Genomic DNA, 11245 nt, shown 5'->3' with positions numbered 1-11245 from the left:
TGCATCAGCAGCGGCCTCGCTTATCCCGGCGCGAAGGGCCGTTGCACGAAGGCGGAACGGGCAGAGCGAAAGGCGAACTATGGCCCGCATATACACGATCACGACGGATACTGTCGGTGCGGGGAACGGCCCGCAGACTGAAACCGACCCCATCGAGGCGCTGGTGCAGTGGGCCAGCCTCGACCGCCCTGGGCTCCGCTACAACGTCCGCTTCGACAGTTCCCCGGGCCTCGAGCAGCCCGTGCAGAACTTGCTGTGGGACGCCGCACGGCGTCACCGTGAGCACCCGGGCGGCGAAGCACGGGTGAACGAGGCCGTGGCCGAATGGCTCCGCCACCAGGCCCGCCCGCTCTTCCCCACGGACCTCGTCGGGGGCTTCGACCCGCTGGCACTGCAACGAGCCGGCGGCGCCTGGATGCTACGGACACAGACGTCCGTACCATCCGGCGCGCTCGCTCGTCTGCTGCCCGAGGCCGGGGAACAGGTCCACCACGGCGCACGCGAGATGGGCGACGCCCTCGACGCGGCCACCACCCGCGGCGGGCCCGGACCGCGGCTGAGAGAAACGGCGCTGCGGGAGCTGCACGGCCATTGGCAGAAGCTGGCCGGCGCCGCCGCACTCGTGCCCGAGGCCGTCGCGCCAGCCCGGCAGATTCTCGACCGGCTCATCGCCTCGGAACCCGACGCCCCGCACCCACCCACGAGGGACGCACCAGACGCAGGGCTGCGGACCGCTGCCGCCCGCATCTGGTGGCTCGCGCGCGAGCACCAGCGCGATCTGGCCCAGGCACTGCGCTGCGTCGCCGACCCCTCGGGAGCAGCCAGCCACCCTGCACGTCCGCTGTTCGCCGCCCTGCCCAACTACCTAAAACAGCACCCGCGTACGGTCGACGACCTCCTCCACTGCGCCGAGGCACTGGGCAGCACCCTCGCCCAGCTCAATGAGCACGCCTCCTACCCCGAGGACGTACGGCGCCCCTTCAGCCATGCCGTCGACGCCGCAGCCCTCACCCTCGGAGTCCAGGGTGCCGCCGTCGCGGCCAACGCGGCACTGCCGCTACCAACGACCGTCACGGCATCAGTGCAGCCGCATACCCCCACCCAGCAGCAACAGCCGCAGCCACAGCGGCCCTCAGGCCAAACCCGGTAACGCAGGCACCACATTGCTGAGCACGGCCGGCACCCTACCCACAACGTCCGCCCAGCAGATGGTTCGGGAACGGGTACTTCCGCATGACGAAGCCCGCTCCGTCGACCTCAGCACCGCGGCCGCAGCAGCCCGTCAGTAACTCCAACCACCCTCGTTACACCGTTCGAATGACAGACCCTCTTCGACCGCAGCGAGATCGCGGCCATGATCGCTGGCGCCAAAGCCGGCCCCTTCGATCACCTGGGATAGGACCATCCACCGGCCGTTCAGAAGACGGGGACACTGAGAGGGCGGTTCGTGAGGCGATGTCCGTTGGGTCTAGCTCGTTCTGACTGAGAGGGCCGTCCTGGTCGCTGTCGGCTGCTGGTGAGCGACCGCGTGTCAGTGTTGCCGCATAGCATCCACGCCATGCGTGAGTTCTTCGTGGTCGGCGGACGGAAACTGTCGTATCTGGACTTCGGTGGTCCAGGTACTCCGCTTTTGGCCCTGCATGGGCACTACAACGAGGCGTCGGTGTTCGCGCCCTTGGCTGAGGCGTTGGCGCCGCGGTGGAGGGTGATCGCGCTCGATCAACGCGGGCACGGCGAGTCCGATCGTGCTCAGCGTTACGAGCGGGACGACTACGTCGCTGATGTCGCTGCCTTCCATCGGCATCTGGGCATCGGGCCGGTGGCGGTGCTGGGCCACTCGCTGGGCGGAGTGAACGCATACCAGTACGCTGCCCGGCAGCCGGATCGGGTCCGTGCGCTGATCGTCGAGGACATCGGCGCGGTGGTGGACAGTGACTGGTCATTCACCTTGCGCCTGCCCCGCCATGCGCCGTCGTGCCAGGAATTGGTGGCCGCGCTGGGCTCGACGGCTCCCTATCTGGAGTGTTCCTTCCGTCGGTCGGAGGACGGCTGGGGATTCTCGTTCGACATCGAGCACACGGTGGCGTCCCAGAAGGCACTCAATGGTGACCACTGGCAGGACTGGACGGCGGTGGCCTGCTCCACTCTGCTGATCCGTGGAACACGCAGTGATGAGCTTACGGCCGCCCATGCCAGCGAAATGATCACCCGTCGCGCCGGCAAGGCCCGTCTCGCCGAGCTTCCTTCCGGTCATGTCGTGCACCACGATGCTCCGGCCCAGTTCGCCACCGCTGTCGAGGATTTCCTGTCCGATCCGGGCTGATCCCCAGAAGAACTACACCCATGTCCGTTTCCCGGTGAGGATGGCGCAGAACTTCTGGTCGCAGGGTTTCGGTCGGCTACTGCTTCCTGGTGAAGCTGCCGGTGTCGACCTCGGTCAGGATGTCGAGCTTGACCAGGCGTTCAGCTGCGGGTGCCTTCGATGTTCTTCGGCAGCAGTTCGTGGTCGAGGGCTTCGCAGACGTCACGGGCCCTCAGCGGGCCGGCGGCCTCGTTGAATACGGCGAGGATGCGGGGGTAGTCCGGGTGCTCGGGCAGGTCCGGCGAGGCCGTCTGTGCGGGGACCCGGTCGGCGAGGGCGGTGACGGTCTTCCGGGTGATCGTCAGGTGCTCGAGGTGGGTCTCGGCCTCCCGCAGCCGGGCCTGGGGTTCACCGATCTGGGTGCGGAGGCCGTCGGCCATGACCCGGGCGGCGTCCTCATGGAGGCCGAGCGCGTCAGGCAGGGGCTGGATGTTCACAGCACCACCAGGGTCGGGTCCTCGGCGAGCCCGCTCACGGACCTCGCAGCGCAGGAGTTCGTGGATGACCTGGTCGTTCCCGTCGTCCCGCCAGGCGCCGAAGTAGTAGTACGTCGCGCTCTTGGGCGGCAGATCGTGCGGCAGGTAGGCCCACTGGCAGCCGATCCGACTCTGGTAGAGGATCGCGTTCACGATCTCCCGCATCGCGTAGGCGCCCTCATGGCCGCTGACTGATCGGTGCCGGTCCTTCCACGCCGTGATCACCGGCTCGATCAACGACCACTGCTCGCCCGATAAGTCGCTCGGGTACGGCTTGCGTTCACTCACCTGGTCAGAACTGGATCTTCAGTACCCCGCACGGCTGCGATTGTGGCGGTGAGGTGGTACGTGGGGGCGATGAGGTTGAAGCCGACCCAGCGGAGTTGGAGGGCGTTGATGACCTGGGCAGCCTGCTGGATGCCGAGACCATGTGACTCAGCATCCAGGACGCCGACGTTGTAGCCCTGTGCGTGGGCGTAGGTGGCGATGTACGCCATGCCAAGTACGGGGAGGGTGTCGTCGTTGAGGCGGGGGCGCCGGTCGTAGCCACGCAGCGGGGCGTTACAAGGAGGGCGTCGAGGGCGCGTCCCAGGTCTGCACCGGCTATCAGGTGACGTCTGCGCTCACGCTGCTGACCGGTTCAGCGAGTAGGAGGGGACTGCGGGGCGGGAGTGCACACTGCTTCCCGGGCTGCCATAACGTCATCGCCGTACTCGAAGGCCCATGCGCCGACAGCGTCGATGGGAGCCAGCAAGGTCCGGCCCAGGACGGTGAGTTGATACTCGACCCGTGACGGTGCATCGGGGCGTGCCTGACGGTCGACCAGTCCGTTGAACTGCAGGCGCCGCAGAGTCTCCGTGAGGACCTTGGAGCTGATGCCCCCGATCCGCTCCCGTAGATCGACCGGTCGCATGGGTCCATCGCGCAGCGCCCAGAGCACCACGGCGTTCCAGGTGTTGGAGAGCAGGTCGAAGGCGAGGCGGGCGCGGCAGTCGGCGAGGAAGGCGTCGGTCGTCACGTACCAAATGGTGCCCGAACCGCGCTTTAGCGTGGGTGTGAACGGTGGAACCAGGCAGGGAGAGGGAACGCGTGATGAGAATCGGTGTGCTGGGAACGGGCAACATGGCTGACGCGCTCGCCACCCACTGGGTGCGGGCCGGGCACGAGGTGATCATCGGGGGACGGGACGCACACAAGGCGAAGAGGCTCGCGATGCGTATCGGAGGCAGCGCGAAGCCTGCCAGCCTGCGCGCGGCGGCCGAGTCCGGTCAGGTGGTGTTGGCCGCGCTGCCCTTCGGGGCAGGAGTGTACGTGGCACGGGAGCTGTGCACGGCCCTGGAGGGCAAGGTGCTGCTCGACTGCTCCAACCCGGTCGGGCCGGGCTTCCGCCTGCTGACGGAAGGGGGCCCCTCGGCCGCGCAGCAACTGGCCGCGGCGGCACCGGGGGCCCACGTGGTCAAGGCTTTTAACCTTTGCCACGAGGACGTGTGGCGCATGCGGCCGCCTGTCTTCGACGGACGACCATTGGCCGTGCCGGTCTGCGGGGACGACGAGACGGCCCTCGCGCGTGTACGCGAGTTGGTGCAGGACGTGGGCTGTGAACCCGTGGCTGGCGGCGGTCTCGACCGGGCGGGACTCGTGGAAGCGACCGCAGCGTTGTTCATCGCACTGTGGGTCGGAGAGGGAGCGGACGCCCAGGCAATCGCTCCTCCGATGGCATACGCGGCCGGACCGAGCCACCAGGAATCGGAAGGCGGCACGGGGGCTTTCCGTTAGGGATTCCTATCGTGACATCAGCGGCGGAACGGCGCATCGTGTAGGCCAGCGGAGGGGCGTTCGAACGGCGGTGTGGGTGTTGCTGCAGCTGATTGCCGGTGCTCGGTTGAGTCAGGCGAGGCTGCATCAGCCCGGCACTCATGGTGTGAGGTGCCTGAGCCGGGTTTCGATTTGTGCGCGTATCGTCTGGGTTCGGTTCGGCGTTGCCACTTCGTTGAGCATGCTGAGCAGGTCGGGGGCAAGTACTGCGGCCTCGTCGGGCGGCAGCTGCATCCACGACCAGGCGGCGTTGCCGGCAGCAACCTGTGTGCGGCGCCTGCCCGGGCCGAGGGTGTCGTACCAGGTCAGCGCGAGCCAGGTCCACGAGGCAGTCGCGTGCGCGTAGTCGCCTTCGAGCACGGCTAGGTCGGCGCGGAACTGGGCGGCTTTCAGCGTCCTGGATGCGGTGTCGCCGAGTGTCGCGGCAAGGCCTTGGAGGATGGCGTCTGCGGCGGGGACGGCGGTGTCGAAGTCATGTGCTCGAGCGGCTGCCTGCGCAGCCGTCAGGCGCAGGGCGAGGTCGTCCGTAACAGGCGCGGTCGGCACAGTCGGTGTCTCAGGGACCGTGGGGGTAGTAGGGGGCTGGGTCGTTCCGTCGGGCATGACCTCGAAGTCGACGACGGAGCCGCTCCGGTCGTCCCGGACGTTGGCCAGGAGGGGGGTCCCGCTCGCGGCTGCTTCCATGTGGAGGATCCGTAGGACGACCTGGGAGGGGTCGACTCCGTCGGGGATGACCGTGGGCTCGCCGTTGATGTGGAGCCGGCCGTCGCGCGAGATGTGTACTGCGTAGGGCAGGTTGCTGTTCATGGGTGGTTGCCACCCGGGTGAGGGGTGGCGTTTTCCTTCCGTGGTTCAGAGCGAGAGGCCGCGGCTGCGGAGGTAGTCGACGGGGCTGATGTCGGATCCGTAGGCAGGTCCGGTGCGGGTTTCGAAGTGCAGGTGGGGGCCGGTGACGTTGCCGGTTGCTCCGGATACGCCGATCTGCCGGCGGGCGGTGACGGCCTGCCCTTGGGTCACGGTCATGGAGGAGAGGTGGGCGTATTGGGTGTATGTGCCGTCGGACATTTTGATGACGACCTCGTTGCCGTATGCGCCGCCCCATCCGGCCTTGACGACGGTACCCGTGCCTACCGCTTGGATGCGCGTACCGGTGGGCACGGGGAAGTCGATGCCGGTGTGACTGCCTGAGGACCAGAAGCCGCCGCCTGCCTTGTAGGGCGTGGTGATGCGGGAGTTCTCGACGGGCAGGGCCCAGGCGCCGGTGCTTTTGCCTACCGCGGTCCGGGCGGGGTCGCAGCCCGACGTGGTGGTGAGTACGGCGTTGCCCCAGCTTTTGACGACGAGCTCTCCGGAGGACTGCTCCCACTTGGCGTAGGCATCTGGAAACCCACTGCGCTGTACCGCCTGCGCGACCTTGGCCAGTGGCTTGGTCTGCCAGTTCTCGATCTTCTCGAGGCCCTTGTAGAAGGAGTTCGAGGCGTACACCGCATCGGTGACCTGCGCCGGCGTTCCCCATCCCTGCGACGGACGTTGCTGGAACAGGCCGAGGGAGTCACGGTCCCCGAAGTCGATGTTCTCCAGGGTGGATTCCTGCATCGCGGTGGCAACGCCGATGACGGCTGCACGGGGTGGAAGCCCTCGACTGCGGGCCACGTGGGTGATGATGCCGGCCCACCGCTGCTGGGAGGAGTTCCAGGAGGGGGTGGTCTGTCTCCCTTGAGGGTTGAGTGGAACGGTCACCTGCCCGCCGGGCGTAGCAGGGGGAATCGTCTGTGTGTCCGCGGCGATCTCTATCACGGTGCTGCCGCAGGCGTCGTCCCAGCCTCCTTGGTTCGGTTTTCCGGCGCCCAGCACGAGTGGGATGCACAACATCCCGGCGAACAGTGCGGCGAGGCTTCCCGCGCCGACGCGCATGCCTGTGCTCATTATCGGTCCTCAGTCGTCGATGCGCGTCCCGCCACGAGGGACGGGAACCGCATTTCCCGTGCCAAGGGGTGGGCCCGGTACGCCGGGCGTCCCAGGGCTGCGAATGCGCGTCTGCGTAGCCGGTGGAGCACGGCTAGCGTCTGCGCCGAGTAAAGACAGCAGGGAATCGACAACTCACTCGGAATTGTATGACACTGGGCGGCGAATGCGTCAACGCATACGCCAGAGAGGCAGGCTGACAGCTTCTCAATTTATAGAAGCCCTCTCAACTCTCGCTTGGTCTCTCTTGATTCCTCGCTGTCGATGACGGGATGTCCAGGTCCGCACAGCGGACTCGGGCTGGCTTCGCAGCCTGGGAGGATTCGTGCACACGACACAGCAGGTACTGGCGGCCGATATCGGCAGCCTCGTAGGGGGAATCAATCCCGACTGGGGTGTTTTCGGAGCTCTTGGGACCAAGGCCCGGATCATCGTCGCCGCGATTATGGCGGGCGCCATTCTCTTCCTTCTGGGAAGCGCGGTCGTCGGCGCCGTGCATATTCGCGTCGGGAATCAGCAGCACAACAGCATGGAGACCAAGAAGGGGCAGACCATGGTGGCCAGCTCCCTCCTCGGCCTCTTCACCGTCGCCTCCATGGCGACGCTCTTCACCATCGTCTACGGGTTTGGAATCTGATGAACGGGACTCCGAGGAAGGCGGGCACGCGCAGTCTCACCCCGCAGCCCACCCAGGTTCCGGGAGCGGACGGCCGCTCCCCCTGGCGAAGGGCGACGATCGGCGGGATCGGCTTCGCCGTCGTTCTCTTCATCGGCCTGCTCTTGATGCTGACCGGCGGGAGGAAGGACAAGGAGTCCGTCGACGCACCGACCCCGAACTCGATGGCGACCAACCAGGCGGGCGGTACAGGCCCTGGCGTCAAGGCCACGTCCGTACAGAACGGAGTGCCGGTCGGCTATCCGCAGACCCAGGAGGGTGCGGCCGCGGCCGCGGTCAACTACCAGACCGCGCGGTCGAGCCCGGGCTACTTCACGAACAAGGCGCTGCGTCACCAGGTGCTCAAGACAGTGATGACCTCGGCCGCGCTGCCGGTGCAGCAGCAGACGGACGATCAGACCGCCCAGGGTCTGATGGCCGCGCTCGGAGTGACAGCGCAGACGGCACCCGAGATGGTCATGCGCGCGGCCCCACTCGGCACCAGCGTGAGCGGCTTCTCGTCGGAGACGGCGACCGTCAAGGTCTGGATGACTGAGGTCGTCGGCGTGCCGAGCGAGAAGTCGGCCATGCCCGTCGCGGCAGCCTGGACCACCTACACCCTGATCCTGCAGTGGCAGAACGGGGACTGGAAGATCGCCACGATCAGCCATGCTGACGGCCCGACTCCCCTCGTGACCGGGGATTCGGCGCCATCGGCGACGGTCGACATGCAACAAGCGAACAGGGAGTTCGATGCTCCGCGCTACGCAGGCTGACACACTCCGCCGCCGGGCTGTGCGGGCACTGGTCCCCGCTCTGCTTGCCGCCTCCGTTGTGGTCGTCGGCCCCGCCGCTCCGCAGGCCCAGGCCTTTTCGAGCCTCTGCAACGCGCCGGGCGGCACGTACATGTGCGACAAGGCGGAGGCCGGCGCGAAATGGCTCTACGAGAACAGCGGAGCCAAGGGCGTGGTCGATGGCGTGAGTTCCGTTGTCGACTTCGCCAGCGACCCCTTCGGCTACATCGAGGGGAAGCTCCGCAACGGGACGAAGGGAATGTTCGACGCGTTCGGCGAAGAACTCACCGGCAAGGAGTCTTCCGGTCCGGCTGACGACAAGCCCGAGGACGGTAAGGACAAGCCGAGCGAGAAGGGCACGGGGGGCTAGCTGATGATGGAAATCGACTGGGGAAACCCAGGTTTCCTGCGCCTCTACGGCCTCGTATTTGCGCTCTCTGCGGCGTTCACCGCGGTGATGTGGCTCATATCGGTCGTGAAGCGGGCCGTGCGCGGAATACCGGTCGGCCAGGCCATCATGGAGAACGTCGGCTATCTGCTGATGTCCGTCGTGGTGGCAAGTTTCTCGCCCCTGGTGGTGGCTCTCACAGTCGATTTCGTCGACAGCGCAGCCGAAGAGATCCTCGGCGACTACGTCGCGGAAGTGTTCGTCGGTGGGGCGGCCGTCTTCACCGCCCTCGCCGCGCTTTCGGTGTTGATGCCGGTCGCTGGCGTCGTCATCGCCATTCCTATCGCGCTGGCGATCCTTGTAGCCGTGTTCGGCCTGTGGATCATGCTCGTGGTGCGGAATGCGCTGATCCTGATGGGCCTCATTTTCGGCCCGATCGTTTTCTCAGGACTCGTCGACAAAGACCTGTGGGGCCACACGAAGAAGTACATCGGCATCCTGGGCGGGATCATCGCCAGCAAGCTGGGCATCTACCTCGCCCTCGCACTGGCCGGAGCCCTGCTCGACGGCATCGCCGACAGCACGGACAGGATGACGATCCCGCAGGCCATCGGCACCAGCCTCACCTTCCTCGCTCTGCTGTTCATCGCCCTCTTCATGCCCTTCCAGATCGCGAAGTGGATCCCGTTCGTGGGCGATGAACTGCAGTCGATGCACCAGACCAGGCAAGAAGCCGGTCAACGTGGCCGGGCCGCCCAGGCCAAAGGGAAACAGAAGCAGAACGACATGGCGCAGCAGGCAGCCCAGAAGCAGGGCGCCAGCATGGCCGGAAGTGCCGCAACAGGACCGGCAACGGCCGCGGTTGCTCTCCAGCAGGCCGCAGACGACGTGCGCGATCAAACAAAGCAGGCCGCGATGGACGGCGCCAACAACGCGGCCGGCGACGGAGGGCAGTCAAGCGGTGGCAGCCCGCCCCTCGAAGACGGCCAGAGCAACTCCCCCAAGCAGGGTTCGGGCAGCGGCCAGAAAAGTCGCCGCGGCACCAGCAGCCGCAGCGGCGGCCCGGTGGGCGGCACCGGACGGCGGCAGGGCCGGGAGGCAGCGCCTTTCGGCCCTGCCCGTCCCTTCGCTCCCCCGCCTCCGCGCGCTGGCGGAGGCCGGCCCCCGGCACCGCCTCCACCGTCGCCGGAAGGCGGGCAGACACCGCCCACGCCGCCGTCTCCTGCCCCGCCCCCTCCCCCGCCGTCGGCGTAGCCGGCACTCCCACGCCCACAACGCTTCACGGAAGGAGTCGCGATGGACCGCCTCTTCTCGTTCCCTCGACCGCGTCCACGCGGTCTGCTGGGGCGCCGCTTCGAAATGGACGAGCAGCTGGTTCTTCTCGGTGGGATCGCCCTGTCGGTCGGGCTTCTGGCCGCGCTGCCCGGCATCCCGCTGAAGATCATCGGAACGCTGGGAGCCGGCGGAAGCTGCCTCTGGGCGACGGTGATGCCCTACAAGGGACGTACGTTCCTACGGTGGTTCGAAATCCGGCGCTCCTACCGGCGGCTGTTGCGCAACGGCAAGCTCCTGTACCGGTCGACCGCCCCGCTGGCCGGGCGGCGCCGGGACGGGACGCCTGAACCCATCGCTCAGCCCGTCGGAGTCCCCGAGGCTCTTGAATGGATCACGGCGAAGACGTCCTACGGGGACATCGCCGTACTGCTCCAGCCCACCGAGGCGATGTTCGTGGCGTGCATCGAGGTCGAAGCCGCCAAGAACTTCGGCGGGCTGGACGGCGCGGACAAGGAAGCGCTGATCGGGGCCTACGAGTACCTCCTGAAGGAGACCGCGGAGGCCGGCGGTCGTATCCAGTACGTGCAGTGGCTGGCGCGACTGCTGCCCACCGACCCCAACGCGCACGCACACGACGCGGCCGCGCGACAAGATCCCTCCGCCCCGGCATGGCTGAACGACTCCTACCACCAGCTCCTGGACACGGTCGCGGTCTACGCCGCAGACCGCAGGCTCTACCTCGCCCTCGGGATCCCCTACACCCAGGAACTGGCAGCTGAGGCACTGCAGTACCGCACCCTGCACGACGGCTACGGCGAAGTACTGGGCAAGGAAGTCGACAACTTCATCCGCGGCCTGTCAGGCGCCCAACTCCGCTGGGTGCGGAACATGGACGAGCCGGCACTGGCCTCCCTCATCCACCACAGCTACGCGCCCGACCACTGGATCAACGACACCCGCGGCATGGACCGCTCCACCTGCTGGCCCGCCGAGATGGACGCCCGCGACCCCTCGCGGATGGCAGCCCGCAGCTGGGAAGGCGCCGACCCCTGGTACACCAGCACCGCCTGGGTCAAACAGTTCCCCGTGCTGCCCGTCGGCGTGAACTTCCTCGCCCCCCTGCTGCTCTACGTCTCGGACGTGATCTGCACCGTGGGAATCACCATGCGACTGGTACCGGCAGACAAAGCCCTTGAGGACGCCATGGCCGACGTCACGAACGAGGCGGGCCAGGCCGACACGACGCCAGGGAAGATCACCGACCCCCGCGAGGAACGCGAACTCGGCGCCTCGTCGGCGACCATGCACGACCTGGCCAACGGCGCGGCCGGCATCCGGCTGACCGGATGGGTCACCGTCACAGCTCCGGACCCAGAGCTGCTGGTCCAGCACCGCAACACCGTGCGAGCCGCCGCAGTGAAGTCCCAACTGGCACTGGAGTGGTGCGACGCGGAGCAGCACCGTGCGTTCGCCAACACCCTGCCGCTGGTCACCGGACTGCTGAAGGACTGACCC

General features: G+C 67.3%; 12 protein-coding genes and 1 pseudogene. 8 read left to right on the top strand and 5 right to left on the bottom strand.

Annotation, left to right across the window (positions count from 1 at the left end):
* The first annotated feature begins 79 nt into the window (after nt 1-79).
* Together JE024_RS35855 and JE024_RS35850 are read left to right on the top strand one after the other, a co-directional pair.
* Complete coding sequence (locus JE024_RS35855; protein WP_205378019.1) at nt 80-1150, top strand: hypothetical protein; 1071 nt, start codon at nt 80-82, stop codon at nt 1148-1150.
* A gap of 408 nt (nt 1151-1558) precedes the next feature.
* A complete protein-coding gene (locus JE024_RS35850) occupies nt 1559-2323 on the top strand; it encodes an alpha/beta fold hydrolase (RefSeq protein WP_205378018.1) in 765 nt (254 codons plus the stop codon).
* Nucleotides 2324-2808: 485 nt separating this feature from the next.
* Here JE024_RS35850 and JE024_RS42190 read toward each other — a convergent pair.
* The 3 genes and pseudogenes from JE024_RS42190 to JE024_RS35830 all read right to left on the bottom strand — a co-directional run.
* Nucleotides 2809-3126, bottom strand: a pseudogene (locus JE024_RS42190) (transposase); the annotation flags it as partial.
* The gene (locus JE024_RS35835) at nt 3123-3335 is read right to left on the bottom strand and encodes a hypothetical protein (RefSeq protein ID WP_205378017.1); all 213 of its coding nucleotides are present in this window, start codon (nt 3333-3335) and stop codon (nt 3123-3125) included. The gene JE024_RS35835 and the pseudogene JE024_RS42190, both read right to left, overlap by 4 nt.
* A gap of 143 nt (nt 3336-3478) precedes the next feature.
* On the bottom strand, nt 3479-3856 hold the full coding sequence (locus JE024_RS35830; protein WP_205378016.1) for a winged helix-turn-helix transcriptional regulator: 378 nt from the start codon (nt 3854-3856) through the stop codon (nt 3479-3481).
* A 74-nt stretch (nt 3857-3930) separates the two neighbouring features.
* On the opposite strand from JE024_RS35830, the gene JE024_RS35825 reads away from it, so the two are divergent.
* A complete protein-coding gene (locus JE024_RS35825; protein WP_205378015.1) occupies nt 3931-4614 on the top strand; it encodes an NADPH-dependent F420 reductase in 684 nt (227 codons plus the stop codon).
* A 138-nt stretch (nt 4615-4752) separates the two neighbouring features.
* Here the strand turns inward: JE024_RS35825 and JE024_RS35820 are convergent, their stop codons facing one another.
* Together JE024_RS35820 and JE024_RS35815 are read right to left on the bottom strand one after the other, a co-directional pair.
* A complete protein-coding gene (locus JE024_RS35820; protein ID WP_205378014.1) occupies nt 4753-5460 on the bottom strand; it encodes a hypothetical protein in 708 nt (235 codons plus the stop codon).
* 45 nt (nt 5461-5505) lie between these two features.
* Complete coding sequence (locus JE024_RS35815; protein ID WP_205378013.1) at nt 5506-6579, bottom strand: M23 family metallopeptidase; 1074 nt, start codon at nt 6577-6579, stop codon at nt 5506-5508.
* Nucleotides 6580-6943: 364 nt separating this feature from the next.
* On the opposite strand from JE024_RS35815, the gene JE024_RS35810 reads away from it, so the two are divergent.
* From JE024_RS35810 to JE024_RS35790, 5 genes are read left to right on the top strand one after another with little or no spacing between them, the layout of a single operon-like run.
* Nucleotides 6944-7255, top strand: coding sequence for a DUF8827 family protein (locus JE024_RS35810; protein WP_244883433.1), 312 nt, complete (start codon nt 6944-6946; stop codon nt 7253-7255).
* Nucleotides 7255-8049, top strand: coding sequence for a DUF8175 domain-containg protein (locus JE024_RS35805; RefSeq protein WP_205378012.1), 795 nt, complete (start codon nt 7255-7257; stop codon nt 8047-8049). The genes JE024_RS35810 and JE024_RS35805 overlap by 1 nt, the downstream gene beginning before the upstream one ends.
* Nucleotides 8050-8068: 19 nt before the next feature.
* Nucleotides 8069-8437, top strand: coding sequence for a hypothetical protein (locus tag JE024_RS35800; protein WP_205378011.1), 369 nt, complete (start codon nt 8069-8071; stop codon nt 8435-8437).
* A gap of 3 nt (nt 8438-8440) precedes the next feature.
* Nucleotides 8441-9709 (top strand): hypothetical protein, encoded by a 1269-nt coding sequence (locus JE024_RS35795; protein WP_244883431.1) that lies wholly within the window; start codon nt 8441-8443, stop codon nt 9707-9709.
* A gap of 42 nt (nt 9710-9751) precedes the next feature.
* Nucleotides 9752-11242, top strand: a complete 1491-nt coding sequence (locus tag JE024_RS35790; protein ID WP_205378010.1) for an SCO6880 family protein — start codon at nt 9752-9754, stop codon at nt 11240-11242.
* Nucleotides 11243-11245: the final 3 nt, after the last annotated feature.

The sequence above is a fragment of the Streptomyces zhihengii genome, assembly GCF_016919245.1.
Lineage (GTDB): Bacteria > Actinomycetota > Actinomycetes > Streptomycetales > Streptomycetaceae > Streptomyces > Streptomyces zhihengii.
Note: the sequence above shows the minus strand (reverse complement) of the source record. Positions and strands in the feature narration are given on the sequence as shown.

Coding starts and splice junctions, on each gene's coding strand:
- JE024_RS35855 (WP_205378019.1), top strand. CDS start 80: ATGGCCCGCATATACACGATCACGACGGATACTGTCGGTGCGGGGAAC.
- JE024_RS35850 (WP_205378018.1), top strand. CDS start 1,559: ATGCGTGAGTTCTTCGTGGTCGGCGGACGGAAACTGTCGTATCTGGAC.
- JE024_RS35835 (WP_205378017.1), bottom strand. CDS start 3,335: ATGGCGTACATCGCCACCTACGCCCACGCACAGGGCTACAACGTCGGC.
- JE024_RS35825 (WP_205378015.1), top strand. CDS start 3,931: ATGAGAATCGGTGTGCTGGGAACGGGCAACATGGCTGACGCGCTCGCC.
- JE024_RS35820 (WP_205378014.1), bottom strand. CDS start 5,460: ATGAACAGCAACCTGCCCTACGCAGTACACATCTCGCGCGACGGCCGG.
- JE024_RS35815 (WP_205378013.1), bottom strand. CDS start 6,579: ATGAGCACAGGCATGCGCGTCGGCGCGGGAAGCCTCGCCGCACTGTTC.
- JE024_RS35805 (WP_205378012.1), top strand. CDS start 7,255: ATGAACGGGACTCCGAGGAAGGCGGGCACGCGCAGTCTCACCCCGCAG.
- JE024_RS35795 (WP_244883431.1), top strand. CDS start 8,441: ATGATGGAAATCGACTGGGGAAACCCAGGTTTCCTGCGCCTCTACGGC.
- JE024_RS35790 (WP_205378010.1), top strand. CDS start 9,752: ATGGACCGCCTCTTCTCGTTCCCTCGACCGCGTCCACGCGGTCTGCTG.